Below are 25,107 nucleotides of genomic sequence, written 5' to 3' on the forward strand. Positions count from 1 at the left end.
GCATCCACTGGCTTTTAATAATAAAACCCGGGGGGGCGGGGGGGGGCCGGGGGCCCGACGAAAAGTTAAGCACAGCGACCGGCAAATGCCGGCCCGCCGCAGGTCAGCGGATTTTCATCGCGACCAGTTTGCCGCTGTTGCCGAAGGCATACAGCGTGTCGCCGACGACCAGCGGGCGGACGCGCAAGCCGTCGCTGTCGATGCGCTCGCGAGCGACGAAGCGCCCATCGACCTGGCTGAGCAGGTGCAGGTAGCCCTCGATGTCGCCGACCGCGACATAGCTGGAGAACACCGCCGGCGCCGACAGCTCGCGACGGGCCAGGGAGTCGTTGCTCCACAGCGCCGAGGTCGAGCGCTCGTCGATGCCTTCGACGGTGCCGCTGGCCTGGCTCACGTAGACGCTGCCGAAACCTTCGGCGACGCCGACGTAGCTGGACGCATCGCGCTGCCAGAGCACCCGGCCGGTCTGCAGGTCGAGACCGGCCAGGCGACCCTGGTAGGTGACGACGTACAGCGTGTTGCCCGAGAGCAGCAGGCCGCCGTCGATGTCGACCACGCGATCCAGCTCGGAACGGCCCTGCGGCACGGCTATGCGCTGTTCCCAGACCGGCAGGCCGCGCTGGGTGTCGACGGCGATGACCTTGCCGGTGGACAGCCCGGCGATGGCCAGGTTGTTGGTCACGACCGGCGCGCCGGTGCCACGCAGGGTCAGCACGGCCGGAGAGTTTTCGTAGATCCAGCGCTGCGTACCGGTGCTGGCCTCGAGGCCGATCAGGCGGTCGTCCTGGGTCTGAACCACGACGATGTCACCATTGGTGGCGGGCGCCGAAAGCACCTCGCTGGTGACTCGCGCACGCCACTTCTCTTCGCCACTGGCGGCGTCGAGGGCGATCACTTCACCTTTCAGGGTGCCGAGCAGGACCATTCCCGAGCCGACGCCGACGCCGCCGGATACCGGCGCTTCGAGGTCCTTCTTCCAGAGCACCTTGCCGGTTTCGCGGTCCAGCGCCATGACATCGCCGTCCGCGCCGGCAGCGAAGATGCTGTCGCCGTCAACGGCCGGAGTCAGCAGGTTGTAGAGGTCGCCCTGACCGTCGCCGACGGAGCGGCTCCACTGTTCGTCGAGCTTCACCTCCGCGTCGAACTTGACCAGTTCGGCGGGCGGCAATTCCTTCTTGCTGTTGCTGCTGCAACCCACGGCCAGCACGGCCAGGGTCAGCACTGCGGCATATTTCCAGTGCTTCACGTCACGCATCCCCTTTCGCCAGGTCGTCGAGTTTCATTTGCAGGGTACCCACGGCAGCCTCATCGGAGAGCGCCGCTTTGGCCTTCTCGTAAGCGCCGTGCGCGTCGTCGGTACGGCCCAGCTTCGCCAGCAGATCACCCTTGATTTCTTCGCGGCTGGCGACGAACGCCTTGTCGGCGTCGCCATCGAGCAGCTTGAGTGCCTCTTCGGCCTTGTCCTGGGCCGCGAGCACGCGCGCCAGACGCTGACGCGCCAGCTCGCCGAGCACCGCGTCGGCTGGCTTGTCGACGATCGGCTGCAGCTCGGCGACGGCGTCGTCCAGCTTGCCCGACTCGACCGCCACCTTGGCTACGAAGAAGCTGCCGTACTGCGCGTAATGCGTGCCGGGGAAATCCTTCTTCAGCACACCGGCCAAGTCCGCGACGCGCGCCGCATCCGGCTGGCCGGTGCTCATCAGCACGCTCTCCAGCAGTTGCTGATACACGACCGAAGCGCCCTGCTCCTTGTTGGTTTCGTGCTTCCTCCAGGCCTGCCAGCCAAACACCAGCACCAGCGCTAGCAGGATGCCGGTCAACAGCGGCTTGCCGTTGCGCTGCCACCAGTCGCGCATAAGCGCCAGGTTTTCGTCTTCGGTACGCGAGGTCACGCCATTACTCCTTGATCACGCCTGTTAGAGGCAGCTTGCCAGGTGCTCGGCGAGAGCATCCCAGGCGATGGTCCGTTGTTCACCGTTGCCCTGCTCCTTGAGCGAATCGCGCAGCGGTTTGACGCCGACCACCTGCTGCGCCAGCTCATCCTCACCGAGGATCAGGGCATACAGCGCGGCACTCTTGTCGGCTTTCTTCAGTTGACTCTTGAAACTTCCGGCACCGGCGTTGACCTGCAGGCGCAGGTCCGGCAACTGGTCACGCAGACGCTCGGACAGCGCCAGCGCGGCCACCTCGGCCGCCTCGCCGAAGGCACACAGATAGACGTCGACCTGGCGCGCCAGGGATTCAGGCACCTTGCCGAGGGTTTCCAGCAGCAGCACCAGGCGCTCGATGCCCATGGCGAAACCCACGCCCGGCGTCGGCTTGCCGCCCATCTGCTCGACCAGCCCATCATAGCGGCCGCCGGCACACACCGTGCCCTGGGAACCGAGCTGGTCGGTGACCCACTCGAACACCGTCTTGCTGTAGTAGTCGAGGCCACGCACCAGCTTGGGATTGATCACGTAGGGAATGCCGGCGGCATCCAGACGGGTCTTCAGGCCGTCGAAGTGCGTCTGCGACTCGTCGTCCAGGTAATCCGCCAGTTTCGGCGCGTCGACCAGCAGCGCCTGGGTATTGGCGTCCTTGCTGTCGAGAATCCGCAGCGGGTTGCTCGCCAAACGACGGCGGCTGTCCTCGTCGAGCTGGCCTTCACGCGCGGACAGGTAGTCGACCAGCGCCTCGCGGTAACGCATGCGCGCCTCGGGCGTGCCCAGGCTGTTGAGTTCGAGGGTCACCGCGTCGCGGATGCCGAGCAGTTTCCACAGGCGCCAGGTCAGCACGATCAACTCGGCGTCGACGTCAGGCCCTTCGAGGTTGAACACTTCCAGGCCGATCTGGTGGAACTGCCGGTAGCGACCCTTCTGCGGGCGCTCGTGGCGGAACATCGGGCCGGCGTACCAGAGCTTCTGCGGCTGTCCGCCGCCGGTCAGGCCATGCTCCAGCACGGCGCGCACGCAGGCGGCGGTGCCTTCGGGACGCAGCGTCAGCGAATCGCCGTTGCGGTCCTCGAAGGTGTACATCTCCTTCTCGACGATGTCGGTGACTTCGCCGATGGAGCGCTTGAACAATTCGGTGAACTCGACGATGGGCATGCGAATCTGCCGATAGCCGTAGCCGTCGAGCAGGCGGGCCACGCTGTCCTCGAAATAGCGCCAGAGCGGGGTCTGCTCGGGGAGGATGTCATTCATGCCACGAATGGCCTGGAGCGTCTTACTCACAAAGAATCCTTAAAAAAGTCAGCCGCGGGCGATCAGCGCCGCGTCGGCTTCGGCCTTTTCGGCCGCTTTCTGGCGGATCAGCCGTTCCAGCTCATCCACCAGATTTTCGTTGGTCAGTTTCTGCGCCGGCTTGCCGTCGATGTAGATCAGGTTGTTCGGCGTGCCGCCGGTGAGGCCGATATGCGCCTCCTTGGCCTCGCCGGGCCCGTTGACCACGCAACCGATCACGGCCACGTCCATCGGCACGAGCAGGTCTTCCACACGAGTTTCCAGCTCGTTCATGGTCTTCACCACATCGAAGTTCTGCCGCGAGCAACTCGGGCAGGCGATGAAGTTGATGCCACGCGAACGCAGGCGCAGGGACTTGAGGATATCGAAGCCGACCTTGATCTCCTCGACCGGGTCGGCGGCCAGCGAGATGCGGATGGTATCGCCAATCCCGTCGGCAAGCAGCATGCCCAGGCCGACGGCGGATTTCACCGTACCCGAACGCAGGCCGCCGGCCTCGGTGATGCCCAGGTGCAAGGGCTGCTCGATCTGTTTGGCGAGCAGCCGATAGGCCTCGACCGCCATGAAAACGTCGGAGGCCTTAACGCTGACCTTGAAGTCCGGGAAGTTCAGCCGATCCAGGTGCTCGACATGGCGCAACGCCGACTCCACCAGCGCTTGCGGGGTCGGCTCGCCGTACTTCTTCTGCAGGTCCTTTTCCAGCGAACCGGCGTTGACCCCGATGCGGATCGGGATGCCCTTGTCGCGCGCCGCCTCGACCACCGCGCGCACGCGGTCTTCGCGGCCGATGTTGCCGGGGTTGATGCGCAGGCAGTCCACACCCAGTTCGGCGACGCGCAGGGCGATCTGGTAATCGAAGTGGATATCCGCCACCAGCGGCAGGTTGACCTGCTGCTTGATCCTGCCGAAGGCTTCGGCGGCGTCCATGTCCGGCACCGAAACACGCACGATGTCGGCGCCGGCCTGCTCGAGACGGCTGATCTGCGCGACCGTGGCCGCGACATCGCAAGTGTCGGTATTGGTCATGCTCTGCACGGAGATCGGCGCATCGCCGCCCACCGGCACGGAGCCGACCCAAATCTTGCGGGACAGCCGGCGTTTGATCGGGGATTCGCTGTGCATGGGGTCTTATTGTCCCAACTTCAGGCGGGCGGTTTCACCGCGGGTAAAGGACGTCATGTCCACGGGCTGGCCGTTGTAGCTGACCTGAGCGCCGCGGGCGTAACCGAGACGAAGCTCGAGCGGTGCCTTGCCGGTCACCTGCAGGCTGTCACCCTTGCGCTTGAGCATGCTGACCAGCACCTTGCCGGAGGCATCGGTGACCTGGGTCCAGCAGTCCGCCACGAACTGGATCGCGACCACACCCTCACCCGCCGCCGGAGCGACAGGCACCTCGGAGGCTGCGGCTTGCGCCGGAGCCTGGGGCGCGGTCGGAGTGGCTGGCAGCGGCAGCGGAGCAGAGGCAGGCGCACTGGCCGACGTAGCGGGTTGGCCAACGCCGGCCGCAGCATTCGGCGCCGTAGCCGCCGCTTCGTCGTTGCCACTGGCGACCTCAGGCGAAACCGGCAGGCTCAGCTCGTCGGGCTCGCGCGCCTCGACGACGGCCTGGTCCTCGGGCTCGTCCAGCGGATGGATCTGGGTGGTGCCGTCGGCACTCTCGACTTCCACGTGTTCGATCGGCGTACCGGCCTGCTCGCGCGCGACCTGGTCGCTCTGCCCCTGCCACCAGAAAAATCCGGCCAGGCCGAGGGCCACCAGCAAGGCGAAGCTGACGAAGCGCAGGATGTTCTGCGACAGCCGCATCGGCTCTTCGATGCGTCCGAGCGCATGCACGCTGCTGCCGCTGGCGTCGGTACCCGTGTAATGATCGAACGCGCTGACCATCTGCGCCTGGTCCATGCCCAGCAGCTTGGCGTAGGCGCGGATGTAGCCGCGGGCAAAGGTGTGCCCGGGCAGCTTGTCGAACGAACCGGCTTCGATCTGGCCCAGCGAGGTGGGCGTCAGGTTCAACTGGCTGGCCGCCTCTTCCAGCGTCCAGCCCTTTTCTTCGCGCGCCGCACGCAATGTCTCGCCCGGGTTGGTACGAGTCGCCGCGACAGCTTCGGTTTGCGACGTTTTCATCACTGCTCCGATAGATATTGCTTGTATTCCGGCGAGCCGGGATACAGCCGTTTCAGTTGCAGGCCATAGCTGGCCGCGGTGTCCCGATCCTCGAAGACCCGCGCCAGGCGAATGCCGAGCAGCAGGGTACGGGCGTTTTGCGGGGCCAGGCTACTAAAACGCTGGTAGTAGGCACGTGCGGGAACGTATTCCTTGTCCTCGTAGGACATCTGCGCCAGCTCGAACAGCGCCCTCGGCTGCTGGTTGTTCAGCCGCAGGGCACGCTCGAAATGCTGCTTGGCGAGGTCACGCTGGTTCATCGCCAGGGCGGTCATGCCGAGGTTCTCGAACACCCGCGAGCGCTCGGAATACAAGGTATCGGTGGAGGCCTGCTCGAAACGCTGGTAGGCCTGCTTGTAATCCTTCTGTTCGAAAAGAAAGCCGCCGTAGTTGTTGAGGATGCGCGGGTCGTTACCGCGCTCGGCCAACGCCTTGCGGTAGTGCTCGTCGGCGAGCTTGGGCTCCATCTGCGCCTGGAACACGAGCGCCAGCGCCGTATGCGCATCGGCGTTGCTCGGGTCGATCTCCAGCGCGCTTTTCAATGGCGACTTGGCGCGCTCGGTGTCGCCCTGCTGCAGATAGCCGATACCCAGCTGGATGTAGGCATCACGGGCCTGATCCCGGCCCTTGGAGGTTTTCATCGGATCGACATGGCCGGTGGACACGCACCCTGTCAACCAGCCGATAACGCATATGAGCAGCGCAACGCGCAGTGTCATGGTGTCTCCCTTCAAGTCCGATTCGCGGCGCTGCGCGGCCTCTCTGTCTCGGCACTCAGCTCGCGCACGGCGATGTAGCGTTCGCTACGGCGGGTCCGATCGAGCACCTGGCCCACCAACTGGCCGCAGGCCGCGTCGATGTCCTCGCCGCGCGTGGTGCGCACGGTAACATTGTGGCCGGCCTTGTGGAGAAGATCCTGAAACCGCCGTATCGCATTGTTGCTCGGCCGCTCGTAGCCGGAATGGGGAAACGGGTTAAAGGGAATCAGGTTGACCTTGCACGGCACGTCGGCGAGCAGAGCGATCATCTCGGCGGCGTGCTCAGGCTGATCGTTGACGTCCTTGAGCAGCGTGTACTCGATGGTCAGGAAGCGCTTCTCGCCGAGCCCGCCGATGTAGCGTTTGCAGGCGTCCAGTACCACCGCCAGCGGGTACTTGCGGTTGATCGGCACCAGCTTGTTGCGCAACGCGTCGTTGGGCGCGTGCAGCGACAGCGCCAGCGACACGTCGATCACCTGGCCGAGCTTGTCGATCATCGGCGCCACGCCGGAGGTGGACAGCGTCACCTTGCGCTTGGAGATGCCGTAACCGAGGTCGTCCATCATGATGGTCATGGCGGCGACCACGTTGTCGAAGTTCAGCAACGGCTCGCCCATGCCCATCATCACCACGTTGGTGATGGCGCGATCGATCTTCGCCGGCACGGTGCCGAACGACTTGTTGGCGATCCAGACCTGGCCGATGACTTCGGCCGCGGTCAGATCGCTGTTGAATCCTTGTTTGCCGGTGGAGCAGAAACTGCAGTCCAGCGCGCAGCCGGCCTGCGACGACACGCACAGGGTGCCGCGCCCGCCCTGCGGGATGTACACGGTCTCGACGCAGCTGCCGGATGCCACGCGCACCACCCATTTGCGGGTGCCGTCGGTGGAGATGTCCTGGCTGACGATTTCCGGACCGCGAACCTCGGCGCAACCCTTGAGCTTGTCGCGCAGGGCCTTGCCAAGGTTGCTCATGGCGTCGAAATCATCGACGCCAAAGTGGTGAATCCATTTCATCACCTGGCCGGCACGAAAACGCTTTTCCCCGATCCGTTCGAAGAACTGCTCCATTTCCGGCTGGGTCAGACCCAGCAGGTTGGTCTTGCCGGTGGCTTCGGTCATGGTTTCACCCTCGCGCCCTTCGCCTCAGCGAATGCGAGCGCAGACCTCGGTGGAGGCGAAGAAGTAAGCGATTTCGCGAGCGGCCGAGGCTTCGGAGTCGGAACCGTGAACGGCGTTCTCGTCGATCGACACGGCGAAATCGGCGCGGATAGTGCCGGCGTCGGCTTTCTTCGGATCGGTGGCGCCCATCAGCTCGCGGTTTTTCAGGATGGCGCCTTCGCCCTCCAGAACCTGCAGAACCACCGGACCGGAGGTCATGAAGGCAACCAGGTCCTTGAAGAAGCCGCGCTCGCTGTGCTCGGCGTAGAAACCGCCCGCTTCACGCTCGGAAAGCTGGACCATCTTCGAGGCAACGACGCGCAGGCCAGCCTTCTCGAAGCGGGTGACGATTTCGCCGATTACGTTCTTGGCGACGGCATCGGGTTTGATGATGGAAAAAGTACGTTCGACAGCCATGAAAAACTCCATGAAACAAGGATTAAGCAAAAATTAAACCCGCGAATTATACGCGGGTTCCGGTTAAATGCGTAGAAGCTGCTGTGCGCGCACGTCGGAGCCGAAGGCGGCGCTCCACAGCGCTGCCGGCGCTCACTCGGCCTCTTCGATCCAGGCCGCCTGGATCGCCTCGAGAACCTTCTCGCCGCCCCGCTGCGGGTCGTCGTCGAACTCCGGCAGCGCCACTACCCAACTGCGCAGATTGACGAAATTGACGAAGCGCGGATCGACGTCTGCCCTGCTCTCGGCCAACTGGATGGCGATTTCCTGAACATCGACCCATTTGAGACCCATGGCGCCCTCAGTGTCTTTCCGAAACCTGGTTGATGGTGTAGCGCGGGATCTCGACCGTCAGGTCCTTCTCGCCGACCACGGCCTGGCACGAGAGGCGCGATTCCGGCTCCAGCCCCCAGGCCTTGTCGAGCATGTCGTCCTCCAGCTCGTCGGAGGCCTCCAGCGAAGCGAAACCTTCCCGGACGACCACGTGGCAGGTGGTGCAGGCGCAGGACATCTCGCAGGCGTGCTCGATCTCGATACCGTTACGCATCGCCGCGGCAATGATGGTTTCGCCAGGCTGAGCCTCGATCACCGCGCCCTCGGGGCATTGTTCGGCGTGCGGCAGAAAAACGATTTGCGGCATCTTATTCCTCGATTTCGTTCAGTCGACGCCCAGCCAGCGCCGCCTTGACCGTGGAGTCGAGGCGACGAGCGGCGAAGGCGTCGGTAATGTTGCTCAGGCGCTTGGTCTGCTGCTCGATGGCCAGGCCGTCGGTGCCGTCGAGCAGACGGCGCAACTCGTCCATCTGCGCCTCGATGGCCAGGCGCTCCTCGTCATCGAGCAGGCGCTCCCCGTCGGCATCGAGTGCGCCCTGCACGGCTTCCAGCAAGCGCTGCGCATCCACCTGGTGTTCGCGCAGCGCACGGGCAGCCTTGTCGTCGCCGGCGTTGCGGAAGGAATCCTGCAGCATCCGCGCGATCTCGCCATCGGTGAGACCGTAGGACGGCTTGACCTGGATGCTCGACTCGACCCCACTGGACAGCTCGCGCGCCGAGACGCCGAGCAGCCCGTCCGCGTCCACCTGGAAGGTCACGCGAATCTTCGCCGCGCCGGCGACCATCGGCGGAATCCCGCGCAGCTCGAAGCGCGCCAGGGAGCGGCAATCCTTGATCAGCTCGCGCTCGCCCTGCAGCACGTGGACCATCATCGCCGACTGGCCGTCCTTGTAGGTGGTGAAGTCCTGCGCACGCGCCACCGGAATCGTCGTGTTGCGCGGGATGACCTTCTCCATCAGGCCGCCCATGGTTTCCAGGCCTAGCGACAGCGGAATCACGTCGAGCAGCAACAGCTCCTCACCGTCGTGCTTGTTGCCCGCCAGGGTGTCGGCCTGAATCGCCGCACCGATGGCGACCACCTGGTCCGGGTCGATATCGGTCAGCGGTTCGCGACCGAACAGTTCGCCGACCACTTCACGCACGCGCGGTACGCGGGTCGAACCGCCGACCATCACCACCGCCCCGACCTCCTCGCGCTCGATGCCGGCGTCGCGCAGCGCGCGGCGGCAGGCCTTGAGGCTGCGCGCCAGCAGCGGCTCGATCAATTGCTCGAACTGCGCACGCGTCAGCGTGCCCTTCCAGTCGCCCTGGACTACCTCGACCGATTGCGCCGAGCTCAGCGCCTCCTTGGCGGCGCAGGCGTTCTGCAGCAGGCTGCGCTGGGTTGACGGATCGAGATCGGCGGAAAGCCCGGCGTTTTCGATGATCCAGCTGGCGATGGCGTGATCGAAATCGTCGCCGCCCAGGGCGCTGTCGCCGCCGGTGGCCAGCACCTCGAAGACCCCGCGCGACAGGCGCAGGATGGAAATGTCGAAGGTGCCGCCGCCCAGGTCGTAGATCGCCACCAGCCCCTCGGCCTGCTGGTCCAGCCCGTAGGCGACCGCGGCGGCGGTGGGCTCGTTGAGCAGGCGCAGCACGTTGAGGCCGGCGAGCCGCGCGGCATCCTTGGTGGCCTGGCGCTGGGCGTCGTCGAAGTAGGCCGGCACCGTGATCACCGCGCCGACCAGCTCGCCACCGAGGGTCCGCTCGGCACGCTTGCGCAGCACGCCGAGGATGTCGGCGGACACTTCCACAGGGCTCTTCGGCCCCTGCACGGTGTCAAGGAAGGGCATGTGCGACTCGCCCTCGACGAAGCGGTAGGGCAACTGGTCGCCCAGTTGCTTGACGTCGGCGATGCCGCGCCCCATCAGCCGCTTGATCGAAAGAATGCTGTTCAGCGGATCGCTGGAAGCAGCATTGCGTGCGGCCTCGCCCACTTCCACGCGATCGGCGTGATAGCGCACGGCGGACGGCAGGATGACGCGGCCCTGCTCATCGGGGAGCGGTTCGGAGAGGCCGCTGCGCACGGCGGCGACCAGGGAATTGGTGGTACCCAGGTCAATGCCCACCGCCAGGCGACGCTGGTGCGGCTGAGGGGTTTGCCCGGGTTCAGCGATCTGCAGTAAAGCCATGGTTGCCTGCGTTTCGGACGCATCGCGCCGGCGATGCGTGGGTTAATCGTCGAGGCGCTCTTCGAGCTGGCGCACTTCCTGGGAAAGCTTGTCGAGAAACTGCATGCGCCGCACCAGCCGCTCGGACTCCTCGCGCTGCGCGGGGTCCTCCCAGCTGGCGGCGAAGCTCTCCTCGAGCGCTTCCTGGGCCGCTTTCAGGCGCCGCTTGAAGACCGCGACGCCGGCCAGATCGGCCTCGTCCTGCAGCTCCTCGAGCTCCTCCCGCCACTGCATCTGCTGCAGCAGGAACTGCGGGTCCTGCACGGTGACTTCCAGGGGCAGTTCGTGGCCACGAATCGCCAGAAGGTAGCGGGCGCGCTGGGGCGCATTCCTCAGCGTCCGGTAGGCCTCATTGAGCCCCGCCGCGCGCTCGAGCGCAATGCGCTGCTCGCTGGCGGGCGCATCGGCGAAACGATCCGGATGAGTGGCACGAGCCAATTCCCGATAACGCACCGCCAGTTGCTCGAGGTCGATGCGAAAACTGGGCTGCAGGTCGAACAGCGCGAAATGACAGGGAGTGCCCACGATAGCCTCAGGTATTGAAGCTCTCGCCGCAGCCGCATTCGCCGCGCACGTTGGGGTTGTTGAACTTGAAGCCCTCGTTGAGCCCTTCGCGGACGAAGTCCAGCTCGGTGCCATCGAGGTAGACCAGGCTCTTCGGATCGACGATCACGCGTACGCCGTTGGTCTCGAAGACCTGATCGTCGCCGCTGAACTCGTCGACGAACTCCAGCACGTAGGCCAGCCCCGAGCATCCGGTGGTACGAACGCCCAGACGGATGCCCTCGCCCTTGCCACGCCCTTCGAGGGAGCGACGAACGTGGCGAACCGCCGCTTCAGTCATGCTGATGGCCATTGGCGCCTCCTCAGATCAGGCCTTTCTTGTGCTTGTAGTCACGCACAGCCGCCTTGATGGCGTCCTCCGCCAGAACCGAGCAGTGGATCTTCACCGGCGGCAGCGCCAACTCTTCGGCGATGGTGGTGTTCTTGATCAGTTCGGCTTCGTCCAGCGTCTTACCCTTCATCCACTCGGTGGCGAGGGAACTGGAGGCGATCGCCGAACCGCAACCGTAGGTCTTGAACTTGGCGTCTTCGATCACGCCCTGCTCGTTCACCTTGATCTGCAGACGCATGACGTCGCCGCAGGCCGGCGCACCGACCATGCCCGTACCTACATCCGGATCCTCGGCGTTGAGCTTGCCGACGTTGCGCGGATTCTCGTAATGGTCGATGACCTTTTCACTGTAAGCCATGATGCAATTCCTCTGTAATCACGCGGGCGGCTTGTGGGTGACGTCTTAATGCGCCTGCCATTCGACCTGGGAAAGGTCGACACCCTCTTTGTACATATCCCAAAGCGGCGACAATTCGCGCAGCTTGGTTACTGCTTCGCAGACTTTCTGCGCCGCGTAGTCGATGTCTTCCTCGGTGGTGAAACGACCGAAGGTGAAGCGGATCGAGCTGTGCGCCAGCTCATCGTTGCGACCCAGGGCGCGCAGTACATAGGACGGCTCCAGCGACGCCGAGGTACAGGCCGAACCCGAAGACACCGCGAGGTCCTTGAGCGCCATGATCAGCGATTCTCCCTCGACGTAATTGAAGCTGAGGTTCAGGTTGTGCGGTACGCGGGACGTCAGACTACCGTTGACGTAGAGCTCTTCGAGCGACTCGACCTGACGGTAGAAACGGGCACTCAAGGCGCGAACGTGCTCGGCGTCCTTGACCATGTCCTGCTTGGCGATGCGGAATGCCTCGCCCATGCCGACGATCTGGTGGGTCGCCAGGGTGCCGGAACGCATGCCACGCTCGTGGCCACCACCGTGGGTCTGCGCCTCCAGGCGAACACGCGGCTTGCGACGCACGTAGAGCGCGCCAATGCCTTTGGGGCCGTAGGTCTTGTGCGCCGAGAACGACATCAGGTCGACCTTCAGCTTCTCAAGGTCGATCTCAACCTTGCCGGTGGACTGCGCCGCGTCGACATGGAAGAGGATGCCGCGCGAACGGGTCAACTCGCCGATGGCCGCGATGTCGTTGACCGTGCCGATCTCGTTGTTCACGTGCATGACCGACACCAGAATGGTGTCCTCGCGCAGCACGGCTTCGACCATCTCGGCGGTGATCAGGCCATCTTCGCGCGGATCGAGGTAGGTGACCTCGAAGCCTTCGCGCTCGAGCTGGCGAGCGGTGTCCAGGATCGCCTTGTGCTCGATCTTGGTGGTGACGATGTGCTTGCCCTTGCTCGCGTAAAAATGCGCGACGCCCTTGAGGGCGAGGTTGTCCGATTCGGTGGCACCGGAGGTCCAGACGATTTCGCGCGGGTCGGCATTGACCAGATCGGCCACCTGGCGGCGTGCGGTTTCGACGGCTTCCTCAGCGCGCCAGCCGAACACGTGGGAACGCGACGCGGGGTTGCCGAAATTGCCATCCATGGTCAGGCACTCGACCATCTTCTGCGCAACTCGCGGATCGACTGGGGTGGTGGCGGAATAGTCCAGATAAATCGGCAATCTCATCGGTGATCTCCTAATCAGGTATCGAGGCCTCGCGGCCGGCGCCTGTTATGCCCGTCTATTCGACGGCGGACGCTTGAATCTTGTCCAGGCTCATCGGCCTGCCCGTGGAAATGCGGCGCTGATCCTGCCGCAGGGCAACTTCCTGCACTTCGCGACGGGTGACCAGATCGGCCAGGCTGATGCCACTGAGGAACTCGTGGATCTGGTCGCTGAGGTCGCACCACAGGTGGTGGGTCAAGCAGGTATCGCCGGAATGGCAATCGCCGAGCCCCTGGCAGCGGGTGGCATCGACCGATTCGTTGACGGCGTCGATCACCTGGGCGACCTGGATGCCGCACATGTCCCGGGACAGTTGATAGCCGCCGCCCGGCCCACGCACGCTGGACACCAGCCCGCCACGACGAAGCTTGGCGAAGAGCTGCTCCAGATAGGACAGGGAAATGCCCTGGCGCTCGGAAATGTCGGCCAGGGAAACAGGCCCGTTTTGCGCATGCAGGGCCAGATCGAGCATGGCGGTGACGGCGTAACGGCCTTTAGTGGTCAATCGCATGAGTGGTACCACAGAATTCGCTGGTTTGAGCCGATTATCCAATTTCCGAGTATTTAAGTCAACTATAAGACCTATCAACTCAGTCGGATTAGTCCAGCGAAGCGGCGCAGAATCATAGCAGAAGGCAATCCCCTACCGCCAAGCTCGCCTATCCCAGCGCAATCAGGAGTTACCCCGCTTGTGTGGCTCACCGCGGACGGCTTTCTGGGTTTCCGTGAGAATGCCGCGCAAGATGTTCATTTCCAGCTTGCTCACCGCCGCACGCCCGTATAGCCGGCGAAGGCGCGGCATCAGGTGGCGGGGCTTCTCGGGGTCGAGGAAACGGATGTCCAGCATGACCCGCTCCAGATGGCGGTAGAACGACTCCATCTCCTCGGCCGTGCACACCTCCGCATCGCCATCGGCGAGCGCCTCGGTCTTTTCCATCTTGGTCGGCTTGTTCTGCTGCGCCAGCCAGGCCATGCGGACCTCGTAGGTCAGCACCTGCACCGCGGCGGCGAGATTCAACGAGCCAAACTCAGGGTCCGAAGGAATATGCACATGGTAGTGGCAGCGCTGCAGCTCCTCATTAGTCAGCCCGGCATACTCCCGCCCGAACACCAGCGCCACCTTGCCGCCCTTGGTGGCCTGCTCCAGAGAAGTGACCGCAGACTCACGCGGATCCAGCAGCGGCCAGGGGATGCGTCGATCGCGAGCGCTCGTGCCAAGCACCAGGCTGCAACCGACCAGCGCCTCCTCCAGCGTCGCCACGACACGCGCCGCAGCGAGCACATCGGTGGCGCCGGATGCACGGGCATCCGCCTTTGGACTCGGAAACTCCAGCGGATCGACCAGTACCAGATCGGCGAATCCCATGTTCTTCATGGCCCGCGCCGCGCCGCCGATATTGCCCGGATGACTGGTATTGACCAGGACCACGCGAATGTTCTGCAGCAAGGTCGGCTCCCGCAAGCGTTCTAAAAGGGGGATAAATCTTACAGAAGCCCCTTCCGCCACGCTACGCGAAGGCTCCGTTCGGACTGCATCAATCGCGCTTTTCTGCTAGTATGGCCGGCTTTATTCGACGACCCAGGTGAAACTCCATGCAGCCCATGCTGAACATCGCCCTGCGCGCAGCCCGCAGCGCCGGTGAACTGATCTTCCGCTCCATCGAACGCCTGGACGTCATCTCGATCAACGAGAAAGACGCCAACGATTACGTCAGCGAAGTCGATCACGCCGCCGAACAGACCATCGTCACCGCGCTGCGCAAGGCCTACCCGACCCATTCCATCCTTGGCGAGGAAAGCGGCTTCAGCGAAGGCAGCGGCGAAGGCAAGGACTACCTGTGGATCATCGATCCGCTGGATGGCACCACCAACTTCCTGCGTGGCGTGCCGCACTTCGCCGTCAGCATCGCCTGCAAGTACCGTGGCCGCCTGGAACACGCCGTGATCCTAGACCCAGTACGCCAAGAAGAATTCACCGCCAGCCGCGGCCGTGGCGCCGCCCTGAACGGCCGCCGCATGCGCGTCAGCCCGCGCAAGGGCCTGGAAGGCGCCCTTCTCGGCACCGGTTTCCCGTTCCGCGAAGGTCAGATGGACAACCTGGAAAACTACCTCGGCATGTTCCGCGCCCTGACCGGCCAGACCGCCGGCATCCGTCGCGCCGGCGCCGCCAGCCTGGACCTCGCCTACGTGGCCGCGGGACGTTTCGATGCGTTCTGGGAATTCGGCCTGTCGGAATGGGACATGGCCGCCGGAGCACTGCTGGTTCAGGAAGCCGGCGGCCTCGTCAGCGACTTCACCGGCAGCCATGAATTCCTCGAAAAGGGCAATATCGTCGCGGGCAACACCAAGTGCTTCAAGGCCGTGCTGACCGCGATCCAGCCGCACCTCCCAGCCTCGCTGAAACGCTGACTTCGGCAATTTCCAGGCATTAAAAAAGCGCCCTGCGGGGCGCTTTTTCGTTGTCGCTGATTTACTGGGCAGTGTTCTGACCGATCACCAGCTGGCCATTGCTGACCGGAATCTGCGGACCTGGATCACGATCCATACGCACCTGACCGATCTTGCCGTCGAGGTCGTACTTGACGTCGTAACCCACGATTTTCTCGCTGGTCTCGTTGACCGTATTGCAACGGGTCTGCGTGGTCGTATAGGTATCACCGGCCTGCATGCGACCCTGAACCTGGTTGCCGGCGTAACCTCCACCTACGGCACCGGCCACGGTAGCCAGCTTCTTGCCGTTACCGCCGCCGACCTGGTTGCCCAGCAAACCGCCAGCGATGGCGCCGATCGCCGTACCGGCGATCTTGTACTGGTCCTGCACGGGCTTTTGCCGGGTGACCGTGACATCCTTGCAGACCTCGCGAGGTGTCTTGATGGTTTCCTTTACCGGCTGAACCGCTACGACCTTCGCGTAGTCCGGACCGTTGCCGACTACGCTGTAAGCCACCGCGCCCCCGGCCGTAACGACTACGGCACCGAGCACCGCACCGACGAGCATCGACTTGTTCACACGCACCTCCTGACTACCATCCACTGCGAGCGATTACGCTCCATTCCCTGCCTTGGACAGAAGTCAAAAGGGTTAGTTCGACAAGCTCATCTGCGCGGATCACGGGCGCTCGTCGACTTCCTTCGCTGCCGGAGGGATCAGGTCTTCGGAGCTCAGGCCCAGCCAGACAAGCACCGTGGCACCGATGTAGACCGACGAGTAGGTACCGACGACCACACCGATCAACAGCGTGATTGCGAAGTTCGCCAGGCTGTCGCCGCCGAAGAACAGCAACGCGAAGAGTGCCAGCGCTGTGGACAACGACGTGGCGATGGTCCGCAGCAGGGTTTGCGTGACCGAAATGTCGATGTTCTCGATCAGCGTCGCCCGGCGCAGCAGACGGAAGTTCTCCCGCACACGGTCATAGATGATGATGGTGTCGTTCAGCGAGTAGCCGATCATCGCCAGCACGGCGGCGAGCACGGTCAGGTCGAACGGCACCTGGAAGAACGCCAGCAGCCCGAGGGTGACGATCACGTCGTGCGCCAGGGACGCCACGGCGCCGACGCCGAACTTCCACTGGAAGCGGAACGCCAGGTAGATGAGGATGCCGCCCAGCGCCAGGAGCATGGCGAGGCCGCCCTGATCGCGCAGCTCTTCACCGACCTGCGGGCCGACGAACTCGACGCGCTTGACCTCGAACTGGGCGTCCGCATCGATCTTGCGCAATGCCTCGGCAACCTTGTTGCCCAGTTGCGGATCTTCGCCGGCCAGACGAACCAGCACGTCGGTGCTCGCGCCGAAGCTCTGCACGATCGACTCCGGATAACCGGCCTGCCCCAGCTCGGACTTGATCAGCTCGAGATTCGCGGGTTTCTCGTAGGCCAGCTCGATCAGCGTGCCGCCGGTGAAATCCAGACCGAAGTTCAGGCCCTTGGCGACGAGGCTGCCAAGGCCGATGAAGCTGATGACCAGGGTGATGGCGAACGCGATGTTGCGTATCGCCATGAAACGGATGGTGGACTTGATCATGACGGCACCTTAGATCCACAGCTTCTTGAAGTTACGGCCACCGAAGATCAGGTTGACCAAACCGCGGGTGAACATGATGGCGGTGAACATCGAGGTGATGATCCCCAGCGACATGGTCACGGCGAAGCCCTTAACCGGACCGGTACCCAGGGCGAACAGGATCGCGCCGACCAGCAGCGTGGTCAGGTTACTGTCGATGATCGCGCTGTAGGCGCGATCGAAGCCTTCGTGGATCGCACGCTGTACCGAAAGACCTTTGGCCAGTTCCTCGCGAATCCGCGAGAAGATCAGCACGTTGGCATCCACCGCCATACCCAGCGTCAGCACGATACCGGCGATGCCCGGCAGGGTCAGGGTGGCGCCGATCATCGACATCAGGCCAACCAGCAACACCAGGTTGAAGGCCAGCGCGACGGTCGCCAGAACACCGAAGAAGCGGTAGATGGCGATGATGAAGATCGACACGAAGACCATCGCCCACTCGGTGGATTCGATGCCCTTGACGATGTTTTCGGCTCCCAGGCTCGGGCCGATGGTGCGTTCTTCGGCGAAGTACATCGGTGCGGCCAGACCGCCGGCTCGCAGCAGCAGCGCCAGTTCGGAGGACTCCCCCTGGCCGTTCAGGCCGGTGATGCGGAATTGCCCGCCCAGCGGCGACTGGATGGTCGCCAGGCTGATGATCTGTTTCTCTTCCTTGAAGCTCTGCGTGGCGACTTCTTTCTCGACGCCATCGACCACCTGCTTGCTGTAGGTGGTGACCGGACGCTGTTCGATGAAGATCACCGCCATGCTGCGCCCGACGTTGTTGCGGGTCGCGCGGTTCATCAGCTCGCCGCCGTGGCCGTCTAGGCGGATATTCACCTGCGGGCGACCGTTCTCGTCGAAGCTGGCGCTGGCGTCGGTGACCTGGTCGCCGGTGATGATCAGGCTGCGCTCCAGCTGGACCGGCGGACGGCCCGGCTCGCGGAAGCCAAAGGACTCGGTGGTGGCGCGGGAGGCATCGGCCTCGGCCGCCAGGCGGAACTCCAGGCTCGCGGTCTTGCCGAGAATCCGCTTCGCTTCGGCAGTGTCCTGAACGCCCGGCAGCTCGACGACGATGCGGTTGGCGCCCTGGCGCTGCACCAGCGGCTCGGCGACGCCTAGCTCGTTCACCCGGTTACGCACGGTGGTGAGGTTCTGCTTGATCGAGTATTCGCGAATCTCCGCCAGCTTGGCCTGGGTCAGGCGCAAGCTAAGCACCTGCTGACCATTGCGCTCGGCAGTGGCGATCTCGAAGTCGTTGAAGTTTTTGCGAATCAGGTCCTGCGCCTTCTGCGCCGCCTCCGCATCGCTGAAGCCCAGCTGGAAGGCGCTGTCCTGCGCCGGAAGGCTGCGGTAGCGCACCCGCTCCTTGCGCAGCAGGCTCTTGACTTCACCCTCGTAGACCTTGATGCGCGCATCGACGGCTTTGCCCATGTCCACTTCGAGGAGGAAGTGCACACCGCCCGACAGGTCGAGCCCCAGCTTCATAGGCGTCGCATGCAGGCTGCGCAACCAATCCGGCGTGGTCGGCGCCAGGTTCAGGGCAACCACGTAGTCGTCTCCCAAGGCCTTGCGCACGACGTCCTTGGCCGGCAACTGATCAGCGAGCTTGGTCAGACGCAGCAGGCCGCCATGCTGGGCGACTTCGGCCGCCTTGACGGCGATACCCGCGTCACTCAGCGCCTGGCTGGCACGATCGACAGTCGCCTGGTCGATCTTAAGCGCGGTGCTGCTGCCGGTGAGCTGGATCGCCGGATCGTCCGGATAGAGATTGGGCGCGGAATAAAGCAGGCCGATCGCCAGCACCGCCAGGATCAGCAGGTATTTCCACAGAGGGTATTTGTTCAGCATGACGCCGCCCGCTTATGACGCGGGGCGCCCTAAAGCGCCCCGTGTAAGAAAGGAAAAGGTAGGACTCAGATGGCTTTCAGCGTGCCCTTGGGCAAGGTTGCAGCGATAGCGGCCTTCTGGAATTTCATCTCGACGGTGTCGGAGACTTCGACGACGACGAAATCGTCGGCGACCTTGACCACCTTGCCGGCGATCCCGCCGGAAGTGACCACTTCGTCACCCTTCTGCAGGTTGCCGAGGAGGTTCTTGTGCTCCTTCGTGCGCTTGGCCTGCGGACGCCAGATCATCAGGTAGAAGATGACCAGGAAGCCAACCAGAAAGACCCATTCGAAGCCAGTGCCGGCAGGTCCGGCGGCCGGAGCGGCAGCGTCGGCGTAAGCGGCGGGAATCAGAAAGCTCATGTAGCACCCCTGTTGCAAGTTCTTGAAATAAGGAAGGAATTTCAATCCAAAGGCGGCGTTGGCAGGCCGCGTCGGGCGTAGAAGGCGTCGACGAAGGCGGCCAATGTACCCTGTTGAATTGCCCCGCGCAAACCAGCCATCAGGCGCTGGTAATGCCGCAGGTTATGGATTGTATTCAACATGCTCCCGAGCATTTCGCCGCATTTATCCAGATGGTGCAGATAGGCGCGGGAGAAATGTTTGCAGGTGTAACAATCGCAGTCGGCCTCCAGGGGCGACTGGTCGTGGCGATGTCCGGCGTTGCGGATCTTCACCACCCCTTCGGCGGTGAACAGATGACCGTTGCGGGCGTTGCGCGTAGGCATCACGCAGTCGAACATATCGACGCCGCGGCGCACGCCTTCGACCAGGTCTTCCGGCTTGCCCACGCCCATCAGGTAGCGCGGTTTGTCCGCCGGCATCTGAGCCGACAGGAAATCCAGCACACGGATCATCTCTTCCTTCGGCTCGCCCACCGACAGCCCGCCGATGGCCAGGCCGTCGAAGCCGATCTCGCACAGGCGCTCCAGCGAACGCATGCGCAGGTTTTCGTGCATGCCACCCTGGACGATGCCGAACAGCGCCGAAGGGTTGTCCGCGTGGGCGATCTTCGAGCGCTCGGCCCAGCGCAGCGACAGCTCCATGGAGCGGCGCGCGACGTCTTCGTCAGCCGGGTAAGGCGTGCACTCATCGAAGATCATCACGATGTCCGAGCCCAGCTCGCGCTGCACGCGCATCGATTCTTCCGGCCCCATGAACACCTTGGCGCCATCCACCGGAGAAGCGAAGTAGACGCCCTCCTCCTTGATCTTGCGCATCGCGCCCAGGCTGAACACCTGGAAACCGCCGGAGTCGGTGAGGATCGGCCCCTTCCACTGCATGAAGTCGTGCAGGTCACCATGCTCGCGGATCACCTCGGTGCCCGGACGCAACCACAAGTGGAAGGTATTGCCGAGAATAATCTGCGCGCCGATCGCCTCGATGTCGCGCGGCAGCATGCCCTTCACCGTGCCGTAGGTCCCCACCGGCATGAAGGCCGGGGTCTCCACCACACCACGCGGGAAGGTCAGGCGTCCGCGTCGGGCCCTGCCCTCGGTGGCGAGCAGTTCGAAGGTCATGTGGCTCATGCGAAGTCCTCGGGGCCGCGCGCGGCGGGATTGCGGGTGATGTACATGGCGTCGCCGTAACTGAAGAAGCGGTAGCCGTTTTCCACCGCGGCCGCGTAGGCGGCCATCGTCTCGGGATAACCGGCGAACGCGGACACCAGCATCAACAGCGTGGATTCGGGCAGATGGAAGTTGGTCACCAGGGCATCGACCACATGAAAGGGTCGCCCCGGGTAGAGGAAGATGTCGGTGTCGCCACTGAACGCCTTGAGCTGACCGTCGCGCGCGGCGCTTTCCAGCGAGCGCACGCTGGTGGTGCCGACCGCTATCACCCGCCCGCCCCGCGCGCGGCACGCGGCGACGGCGTCGACGACACCCTGGCTGACTTCCAGCCACTCGCGGTGCATGGGGTGATCCTCGATACGCTCGACGCGCACGGGCTGGAAGGTGCCAGCGCCGACGTGGAGCGTGACGAACGCGGTGTCCACGCCTTTAGCGCGGATCGACTCAAGCAGTGCCTCATCGAAATGCAGGCCGGCGGTAGGCGCGGCCACCGCGCCGGAGCGCTGCGCGTAGACGGTCTGGTAGCGCTCGCGATCGGCAGCGTCATCGGCGCGCACTATATAAGGAGGCAATGGCATGTGCCCGACACGATCAAGCAACGCCAGCGCGGGCTCTTCGAAACGCAACTCGAACAGCGCATCGTGGCGCGCCAGCATCTCGGCGCGGCCACCACCCTCGACGAGGATTTCGGTACCGGGCTTCGGCGACTTGCTCGAGCGCACATGGGCGAGCACCCGATACTCGTCCAGCACACGCTCGACGAGGATCTCCAGCTTGCCGCCGGAAGCCTTCTGACCGAACAGCCGCGCCGGAATCACCCGGGTGTCGTTGAACACCATGAGGTCGCCGGGACGCAGATGATCGAGCAGGTCGGTGAAGCGTCGATGCGCCAGCGCACCGCTCTCGCCATCGAGCACCAGCAGGCGGCTGGCGCGACGCTCGGCAAGCGGATAACGGGCGATCAAAGATTCGGGAAGGTCGAAATGGAAGTCGGAAACGCGCATGTCTGGGTCGTCTTGCTCAGGGCACGAATCTTAACGGAAAAGCCTCGCGCTGACCACGCAGCGCGATTGACCCGACGCAGGCGCCTCCCTATACTCCGCCGCCATTGCCCCGGTGGCGGAATCGGTAGACGCGGCGGATTCAAAATCCGTTTTCGAAAGGAGTGGGAGTTCGAGTCTCCCCCGGGGCACCAACACGCTTCATCCCCGGCGACTTTACAGGTCGCCGCTAGCTACAAAGCGCTCAGACTCCAGCTCACACGGCGTTTCTGCCAAAGCCTCGCAGAGCCCGTCCCAGGCAGCAAAAACCACGCATCCCAGGGTTGGCAACGGCCCGGGAGTTAGCGTAGAGTGTGCCCACTGTGTTTGCATGGGTCGCTGTTGAATCGTGACCTGGTGCAGTAGATCCTAAGATCCGCTACATCCCGCTCGACTTCTCTTACTCTTTGCAACCAGTTCCAGCCCTCTATTGTCGTAGAGGCTGCCATCAACTCTAGTTTCAAGGAAATAAGACATGTCGAATCGTCAAAACGGCACCGTTAAGTGGTTCAACGACGAGAAGGGCTTCGGCTTCATCACTCCCGAAAGCGGCCCGGATCTGTTCGTTCACTTCCGTGCAATCGAAGGTAACGGCTTCAAGAGCCTGAAAGAAGGCCAGAAAGTTAGCTTCGTGGCCGTCCAAGGCCAGAAAGGCATGCAAGCTGACCAGGTTCAAATCCTGGCCTAATCGCCTTCGCAAGAAAAAGCCCCTGATGGTGACATCAGGGGCTTTTTTGTGCGCGCCATTCACTAGAATGGCGCTTTATCCAGCGAGCCCATCCACATGCCGAAACACCTGCTCCGTCCGCAAGGCGAGTTTCCTCCCGCCGGCCTTGGCCGCCGCCTTGCCGCGCTGTTCTACGATTTCCTGCTCTGCGTCGCGCTGCTGATCGTCGTTGCCTTCGCCTACAAGCTGGCGCTGATGGGCATCTACGGCGTCGACGAGACCAAGCGCCTCACCGACTCTGGCGCGCTCGACGGCGACCCGCTGCTGTCGACGCTGCTGGTGTTCGCGCTGTTCGGTTTCTTCGCCAAGTTCTGGACCCACTCGGGACAGACGCTCGGCATGCAGGTCTGGGGGCTCCGCATCCAGAACGCGGACGGCTCGGCGGTCAGCCTGTGGCAGGCCCTGCTGCGCTTCGTGATCGCCATCGGCTCCTGGCTGCTCGGCGGGCTCGGCTACCTGTGGATCCTCTGGGACAAGCGCAAGCGCAGCTGGCACGACATCTACTCGGACAGCCAGGTGGTGCGGCTGCCCAAGCATATTCACAAGAAGTGAGTGCCCTCCTCAGCCCGCGCGCCTGAGCAACCAGCCGCCGGCCAGCGCGCAGATCGCGGCCGGCACCAGCACCGCCAGCAACGGCGAGAAGCCGAACACCAGGCTCGATGGACCGAGCAGATCCTGGGCGATGCGGAACACGAAGCCCACCAGCACGCCGGTGAAGATGCGCTGGCCGAGGGTCACCGAGCGCAGCGGACCGAAGATGAAACTGATCGCCATCAGCACCAGCGCAGCGGTTACCAGCGGTTGCAGCAGCTTGCTCCAGAACGCCAGCCAGTAGCGCTGGTTGTTCAGCTCCTGATCGGCGAGATAGCCGATGTACTTCCACAACCCCACGAGCGACAGCGCGTCCGGCTCCATCACCACGGTCCCGAGCATCTGCGGGCTGAGCTCAATATCCCAGGGCTCCTCCGCGGTCGTCTTCACCTCGGTGCTGCGCTCCTTGAACAGCGTGGTGGTCACGTCCTGCAGCTGCCAGTGGTCGCCGTTGTAGTGGGCCTGGCGGGCGAAACTGGATGATTGCAGGTGACGCTGATTGTCGAAGCGGTAGCGTGTCACCCCATACAGGATGCCACTGGGCTGGACGGCGTTGATGTGCACGTATTCGTTGCCCTGGCGATGCCACAGGCCGTGCTTGGCGCTTTGCGCGTCACCGCTGCCCTGGGCCATCGCGCGGAACGACTGAGCCTGGTTCTCGGTTTGCGGCGCGAGGTATTCGCCGATCAGGATGCCGACGACCATCAGCATCAGCATCGGCCGCATCACCGACCAGACGATCCGCCCGATCGACACCCCGGCCGCACGCATGATGGTCAGCTCGCTGTTGCTGGCCAGCGTGCCGAGACCGATGAGGCAGCCGATCAGCGCCGCCATCGGCAGCATCTCGTAGATTCGCCGCGGCGCGGTCAGCAGCACGTACCAGGCCGCGTCGAGCAGGCCATAGCTGTCCTCGATATCGCCCAGCTCGTCGATGAAGGCGAACAGCAGGGCAAGGCCGACGATCACACCGAGCACACTGAGGATGGCGAAGAACACGCTGGTGCCGATGTAGCGATCCAACTTAACCATGGGTCGCAGCTCCAGCACGACGCGCCGCCAGTTTCAGGCGCAACGATTCCCAATAAAGCATCAGCATGCCGATGGCGAAGAACAGCAGATGCACCCACCACAGCCCCAGCGCCGGCGGAATCCGCCCTTTGTCCAGCGCGCCGCGCATGGCGATCAGCAGTGACAGATAGGCCATGTAGAGCAGGATCGCTGGCAGCAGCTTGAGGAAGCGCCCCTGACGCGGATTGACCCGCGCCAGCGGAACGGCGAGCAGCGTGATGACGAACACCAGCAGCGGAATCGACAGGCGCCATTGCAGTTCGGCGATGTAGCGGATGTTGTCACTGCCGAACAGCTGCGAGGTCGGGATCGCCTCGCGATCGCTGATTTCGGCGCTGACCTCCGGGCGCGGCAGCAGCACGCCGTAGGTGTCGTACCGGATCGCGCGGTAATTGGCCTCGCCGGGGTTGCCGTCGTAGCGGTAGCCGTTCTTCAGGATCAGGTAACGGCTGCCATCCTCGCGAATTTCCTGGCGTCCGGATTCGGCCACCAGCACGGTGATGCCGCGCTCCTTCGCCTTGTCGCGGGACAGCTGCTTCTCGGAGATGAACAGCCCGCCCAGCGCGTCGCGATTCTCCGACAGGGTCTCGGTGTAGGTGACCCGCGACCCGTCGCGCATGGACTGGAAGCGCCCCGGCTCCAGCGTATCGAACTCGGTGAGGGCGTCCTGTGCGTTGAGAATGCGCGCCACCTGGCCGATGCCCTGGGGCGCCAGGCCCATGCTCAGCCAGGCCACCAGCAGGGCGACCACGGTGGCCGGCGCGAGGCTGTAGGCCACCAGACGCTGCTGGCTCATGCCGGTGGCTGCCAGCACGGTCATTTCGCTGTCGAGGTAGAGCCGTCCGTAGGCCAGCAGGATGCCGAGGAAAAGCCCCAGCGGCAGGATCAGTTCGAGGAAACCGGGCATCCGGTAGAGCATGATCAGCAGCAGCACGCCCGGATCGAGCAAGCCCTGGGCAGCCTGGGCGAGGTACTTGATGAAGCGCCCGCTCATGATGATCACCAGCAGCACCGCACTGACCGCGCTCAGGGTAATCAGCAGCTCTCGGGACAGGTAACGAAAGACGATCAAACCAGACCACTCCAGGGTTGTCGGGCTCGGGCGGCAACCCAGTGCGCCACCCGCGGCCGGCACGCCCACGGGCGGCCGATTTAAAAAGAGGCCGGCATTATCCTGCGATTGCGCGCGAGTGTCACGGCGAACTCGGATCGCTATCCTCCCGCTCGCCTGCGGCCGGCGCAACCGGCGAGCTTCTACCGATGAACGAGCCACCCTCTACCTTTGGCCAGGCGCGAACCCGAGCCCCGACGCATAGACTCCAG

General features: G+C 63.9%; 28 protein-coding genes and 1 tRNA gene. 4 read left to right on the plus strand and 25 right to left on the minus strand.

Features of this window, described 5'->3' with window-relative positions:
- Positions 1 to 103 precede the first annotated feature (103 nt).
- From bamB to trmJ, 17 genes are all read right to left on the minus strand, one after another.
- Complete coding sequence (gene bamB / locus QMX85_RS16320; RefSeq protein WP_282342570.1) at positions 104 to 1,246, minus strand: outer membrane protein assembly factor BamB; 1,143 nt, start codon at positions 1,244 to 1,246, stop codon at positions 104 to 106.
- Position 1,247: 1 nt separating this feature from the next.
- On the minus strand, positions 1,248 to 1,856 hold the full coding sequence (locus tag QMX85_RS16325; protein ID WP_282342628.1) for a tetratricopeptide repeat protein: 609 nt from the start codon (positions 1,854 to 1,856) through the stop codon (positions 1,248 to 1,250).
- Between the two features lie 60 nt (positions 1,857 to 1,916).
- Positions 1,917 to 3,215, minus strand: coding sequence for a histidine--tRNA ligase (gene hisS, locus QMX85_RS16330; protein ID WP_282342572.1), 1,299 nt, complete (start codon positions 3,213 to 3,215; stop codon positions 1,917 to 1,919).
- A gap of 18 nt (positions 3,216 to 3,233) precedes the next feature.
- Positions 3,234 to 4,346, minus strand: a complete 1,113-nt coding sequence (ispG, locus tag QMX85_RS16335) for a flavodoxin-dependent (E)-4-hydroxy-3-methylbut-2-enyl-diphosphate synthase (RefSeq protein WP_273232174.1) — start codon at positions 4,344 to 4,346, stop codon at positions 3,234 to 3,236.
- A 6-nt stretch (positions 4,347 to 4,352) separates the two neighbouring features.
- Positions 4,353 to 5,345 (minus strand): RodZ family helix-turn-helix domain-containing protein, encoded by a 993-nt coding sequence (locus QMX85_RS16340; protein WP_282342582.1) that lies wholly within the window; start codon positions 5,343 to 5,345, stop codon positions 4,353 to 4,355.
- Positions 5,345 to 6,103, minus strand: coding sequence for a type IV pilus biogenesis/stability protein PilW (gene pilW / locus QMX85_RS16345; RefSeq protein ID WP_282342583.1), 759 nt, complete (start codon positions 6,101 to 6,103; stop codon positions 5,345 to 5,347). The genes QMX85_RS16340 and pilW overlap by 1 nt, the downstream gene beginning before the upstream one ends.
- Positions 6,104 to 6,114: 11 nt before the next feature.
- Entirely contained in the window at positions 6,115 to 7,263 is a 1,149-nt protein-coding gene (gene rlmN / locus QMX85_RS16350; protein ID WP_282342585.1) for a 23S rRNA (adenine(2503)-C(2))-methyltransferase RlmN, read from the minus strand.
- Positions 7,264 to 7,287: 24 nt separating this feature from the next.
- Positions 7,288 to 7,719 (minus strand): nucleoside-diphosphate kinase, encoded by a 432-nt coding sequence (gene ndk / locus QMX85_RS16355; protein WP_090227117.1) that lies wholly within the window; start codon positions 7,717 to 7,719, stop codon positions 7,288 to 7,290.
- 132 nt (positions 7,720 to 7,851) lie between these two features.
- Positions 7,852 to 8,052 (minus strand): Fe-S cluster assembly protein IscX, encoded by a 201-nt coding sequence (iscX, locus tag QMX85_RS16360; protein WP_090227114.1) that lies wholly within the window; start codon positions 8,050 to 8,052, stop codon positions 7,852 to 7,854.
- 7 nt (positions 8,053 to 8,059) lie between these two features.
- Positions 8,060 to 8,398 carry an ISC system 2Fe-2S type ferredoxin gene (fdx, locus tag QMX85_RS16365; protein WP_090227112.1) on the minus strand — a complete coding sequence of 113 codons (339 nt, stop codon included), beginning with the start codon at positions 8,396 to 8,398 and terminating at the stop codon, positions 8,060 to 8,062.
- A 1-nt stretch (position 8,399) separates the two neighbouring features.
- The gene (gene hscA, locus QMX85_RS16370) at positions 8,400 to 10,262 is read right to left on the minus strand and encodes a Fe-S protein assembly chaperone HscA (RefSeq protein WP_282342589.1); all 1,863 of its coding nucleotides are present in this window, start codon (positions 10,260 to 10,262) and stop codon (positions 8,400 to 8,402) included.
- Between the two features lie 42 nt (positions 10,263 to 10,304).
- Complete coding sequence (gene hscB / locus QMX85_RS16375) at positions 10,305 to 10,826, minus strand: co-chaperone HscB (protein WP_282342591.1); 522 nt, start codon at positions 10,824 to 10,826, stop codon at positions 10,305 to 10,307.
- 7 nt (positions 10,827 to 10,833) lie between these two features.
- Complete coding sequence (gene iscA, locus QMX85_RS16380) at positions 10,834 to 11,157, minus strand: iron-sulfur cluster assembly protein IscA (protein WP_282342592.1); 324 nt, start codon at positions 11,155 to 11,157, stop codon at positions 10,834 to 10,836.
- A 10-nt stretch (positions 11,158 to 11,167) separates the two neighbouring features.
- Positions 11,168 to 11,554 (minus strand): Fe-S cluster assembly scaffold IscU, encoded by a 387-nt coding sequence (iscU, locus tag QMX85_RS16385; RefSeq protein WP_090227102.1) that lies wholly within the window; start codon positions 11,552 to 11,554, stop codon positions 11,168 to 11,170.
- A gap of 45 nt (positions 11,555 to 11,599) precedes the next feature.
- Positions 11,600 to 12,814 carry an IscS subfamily cysteine desulfurase gene (locus QMX85_RS16390; protein WP_273232154.1) on the minus strand — a complete coding sequence of 405 codons (1,215 nt, stop codon included), beginning with the start codon at positions 12,812 to 12,814 and terminating at the stop codon, positions 11,600 to 11,602.
- A 55-nt stretch (positions 12,815 to 12,869) separates the two neighbouring features.
- Complete coding sequence (gene iscR, locus QMX85_RS16395) at positions 12,870 to 13,364, minus strand: Fe-S cluster assembly transcriptional regulator IscR (protein ID WP_282342594.1); 495 nt, start codon at positions 13,362 to 13,364, stop codon at positions 12,870 to 12,872.
- Positions 13,365 to 13,526: 162 nt separating this feature from the next.
- Positions 13,527 to 14,300 carry a tRNA (cytosine(32)/uridine(32)-2'-O)-methyltransferase TrmJ gene (trmJ, locus tag QMX85_RS16400; protein ID WP_282342596.1) on the minus strand — a complete coding sequence of 258 codons (774 nt, stop codon included), beginning with the start codon at positions 14,298 to 14,300 and terminating at the stop codon, positions 13,527 to 13,529.
- A gap of 146 nt (positions 14,301 to 14,446) precedes the next feature.
- Here trmJ and suhB point away from each other — a divergent pair, with 146 nt between their 5' ends.
- Positions 14,447 to 15,262, plus strand: coding sequence for an inositol-phosphate phosphatase (gene suhB / locus QMX85_RS16405; RefSeq protein WP_282342597.1), 816 nt, complete (start codon positions 14,447 to 14,449; stop codon positions 15,260 to 15,262).
- A 61-nt stretch (positions 15,263 to 15,323) separates the two neighbouring features.
- Here the strand turns inward: suhB and QMX85_RS16410 are convergent, their stop codons facing one another.
- The 6 genes from QMX85_RS16410 to queA form a co-directional block, all read right to left on the minus strand.
- A complete protein-coding gene (locus QMX85_RS16410; RefSeq protein ID WP_282342598.1) occupies positions 15,324 to 15,863 on the minus strand; it encodes a glycine zipper 2TM domain-containing protein in 540 nt (179 codons plus the stop codon).
- 99 nt (positions 15,864 to 15,962) lie between these two features.
- Entirely contained in the window at positions 15,963 to 16,874 is a 912-nt protein-coding gene (gene secF / locus QMX85_RS16415; protein WP_282342599.1) for a protein translocase subunit SecF, read from the minus strand.
- Between the two features lie 9 nt (positions 16,875 to 16,883).
- Positions 16,884 to 18,746, minus strand: coding sequence for a protein translocase subunit SecD (gene secD / locus QMX85_RS16420; protein WP_282342600.1), 1,863 nt, complete (start codon positions 18,744 to 18,746; stop codon positions 16,884 to 16,886).
- A 65-nt stretch (positions 18,747 to 18,811) separates the two neighbouring features.
- The gene (yajC, locus tag QMX85_RS16425) at positions 18,812 to 19,147 is read right to left on the minus strand and encodes a preprotein translocase subunit YajC (protein ID WP_282342601.1); all 336 of its coding nucleotides are present in this window, start codon (positions 19,145 to 19,147) and stop codon (positions 18,812 to 18,814) included.
- Between the two features lie 41 nt (positions 19,148 to 19,188).
- Positions 19,189 to 20,304: a tRNA guanosine(34) transglycosylase Tgt gene (gene tgt, locus QMX85_RS16430; RefSeq protein WP_282342630.1), complete on the minus strand. Its 1,116-nt coding sequence runs from the start codon at positions 20,302 to 20,304 to the stop codon at positions 19,189 to 19,191.
- A 5-nt stretch (positions 20,305 to 20,309) separates the two neighbouring features.
- Entirely contained in the window at positions 20,310 to 21,359 is a 1,050-nt protein-coding gene (gene queA / locus QMX85_RS16435; protein ID WP_282342602.1) for a tRNA preQ1(34) S-adenosylmethionine ribosyltransferase-isomerase QueA, read from the minus strand.
- A gap of 106 nt (positions 21,360 to 21,465) precedes the next feature.
- Here queA and QMX85_RS16440 point away from each other — a divergent pair.
- The 3 genes from QMX85_RS16440 (at position 21,466) to QMX85_RS16450 (ending at position 22,674) form a co-directional block, all read left to right on the plus strand.
- Positions 21,466 to 21,550: transfer RNA gene (locus QMX85_RS16440), tRNA-Leu, on the plus strand.
- 320 nt (positions 21,551 to 21,870) lie between these two features.
- The gene (locus QMX85_RS16445; RefSeq protein WP_090227075.1) at positions 21,871 to 22,083 is read left to right on the plus strand and encodes a cold-shock protein; all 213 of its coding nucleotides are present in this window, start codon (positions 21,871 to 21,873) and stop codon (positions 22,081 to 22,083) included.
- A gap of 96 nt (positions 22,084 to 22,179) precedes the next feature.
- Entirely contained in the window at positions 22,180 to 22,674 is a 495-nt protein-coding gene (locus tag QMX85_RS16450; protein WP_282342604.1) for an RDD family protein, read from the plus strand.
- Between the two features lie 9 nt (positions 22,675 to 22,683).
- On the opposite strand, the gene lptG is transcribed toward QMX85_RS16450, so the two are convergent.
- Together lptG and lptF are read right to left on the minus strand one after the other, a co-directional pair.
- Entirely contained in the window at positions 22,684 to 23,745 is a 1,062-nt protein-coding gene (lptG, locus tag QMX85_RS16455) for an LPS export ABC transporter permease LptG (protein ID WP_282342606.1), read from the minus strand.
- The gene (gene lptF / locus QMX85_RS16460) at positions 23,738 to 24,856 is read right to left on the minus strand and encodes an LPS export ABC transporter permease LptF (protein WP_090227066.1); all 1,119 of its coding nucleotides are present in this window, start codon (positions 24,854 to 24,856) and stop codon (positions 23,738 to 23,740) included. Before lptF ends, lptG begins: the two co-directional genes overlap by 8 nt.
- Positions 24,857 to 25,107: the final 251 nt, after the last annotated feature.

Origin of the sequence: Pseudomonas sp. PS02288 (genome assembly GCF_029959715.1) — a bacterium.
Classification (GTDB): Bacteria; Pseudomonadota; Gammaproteobacteria; order Pseudomonadales; family Pseudomonadaceae; genus Pseudomonas_O; species Pseudomonas_O kuykendallii.

Bases quoted from the DNA above. Each gene is read 5' to 3' on its own strand.
- QMX85_RS16390 (WP_273232154.1), bottom strand. From the start codon at position 12,814: ATGAGATTGCCGATTTATCTGGACTATTCCGCCACCACCCCAGTCGAT.
- yajC (WP_282342601.1), bottom strand. From the start codon at position 19,147: ATGAGCTTTCTGATTCCCGCCGCTTACGCCGACGCTGCCGCTCCGGCC.
- hscA (WP_282342589.1), bottom strand. From the start codon at position 10,262: ATGGCTTTACTGCAGATCGCTGAACCCGGGCAAACCCCTCAGCCGCAC.
- suhB (WP_282342597.1), top strand. From the start codon at position 14,447: ATGCAGCCCATGCTGAACATCGCCCTGCGCGCAGCCCGCAGCGCCGGT.
- queA (WP_282342602.1), bottom strand. From the start codon at position 21,359: ATGCGCGTTTCCGACTTCCATTTCGACCTTCCCGAATCTTTGATCGCC.
- QMX85_RS16325 (WP_282342628.1), bottom strand. From the start codon at position 1,856: ATGCGCGACTGGTGGCAGCGCAACGGCAAGCCGCTGTTGACCGGCATC.
- iscA (WP_282342592.1), bottom strand. From the start codon at position 11,157: ATGGCCATCAGCATGACTGAAGCGGCGGTTCGCCACGTTCGTCGCTCC.
- iscR (WP_282342594.1), bottom strand. From the start codon at position 13,364: ATGCGATTGACCACTAAAGGCCGTTACGCCGTCACCGCCATGCTCGAT.
- pilW (WP_282342583.1), bottom strand. From the start codon at position 6,103: ATGACACTGCGCGTTGCGCTGCTCATATGCGTTATCGGCTGGTTGACA.
- secF (WP_282342599.1), bottom strand. From the start codon at position 16,874: ATGATCAAGTCCACCATCCGTTTCATGGCGATACGCAACATCGCGTTC.
- secD (WP_282342600.1), bottom strand. From the start codon at position 18,746: ATGCTGAACAAATACCCTCTGTGGAAATACCTGCTGATCCTGGCGGTG.
- tgt (WP_282342630.1), bottom strand. From the start codon at position 20,304: ATGACCTTCGAACTGCTCGCCACCGAGGGCAGGGCCCGACGCGGACGC.
- QMX85_RS16450 (WP_282342604.1), top strand. From the start codon at position 22,180: ATGCCGAAACACCTGCTCCGTCCGCAAGGCGAGTTTCCTCCCGCCGGC.
- QMX85_RS16340 (WP_282342582.1), bottom strand. From the start codon at position 5,345: ATGAAAACGTCGCAAACCGAAGCTGTCGCGGCGACTCGTACCAACCCG.
- ndk (WP_090227117.1), bottom strand. From the start codon at position 7,719: ATGGCTGTCGAACGTACTTTTTCCATCATCAAACCCGATGCCGTCGCC.
- fdx (WP_090227112.1), bottom strand. From the start codon at position 8,398: ATGCCGCAAATCGTTTTTCTGCCGCACGCCGAACAATGCCCCGAGGGC.
- iscU (WP_090227102.1), bottom strand. From the start codon at position 11,554: ATGGCTTACAGTGAAAAGGTCATCGACCATTACGAGAATCCGCGCAAC.
- QMX85_RS16445 (WP_090227075.1), top strand. From the start codon at position 21,871: ATGTCGAATCGTCAAAACGGCACCGTTAAGTGGTTCAACGACGAGAAG.
- iscX (WP_090227114.1), bottom strand. From the start codon at position 8,052: ATGGGTCTCAAATGGGTCGATGTTCAGGAAATCGCCATCCAGTTGGCC.
- ispG (WP_273232174.1), bottom strand. From the start codon at position 4,346: ATGCACAGCGAATCCCCGATCAAACGCCGGCTGTCCCGCAAGATTTGG.
- lptG (WP_282342606.1), bottom strand. From the start codon at position 23,745: ATGGTTAAGTTGGATCGCTACATCGGCACCAGCGTGTTCTTCGCCATC.
- rlmN (WP_282342585.1), bottom strand. From the start codon at position 7,263: ATGACCGAAGCCACCGGCAAGACCAACCTGCTGGGTCTGACCCAGCCG.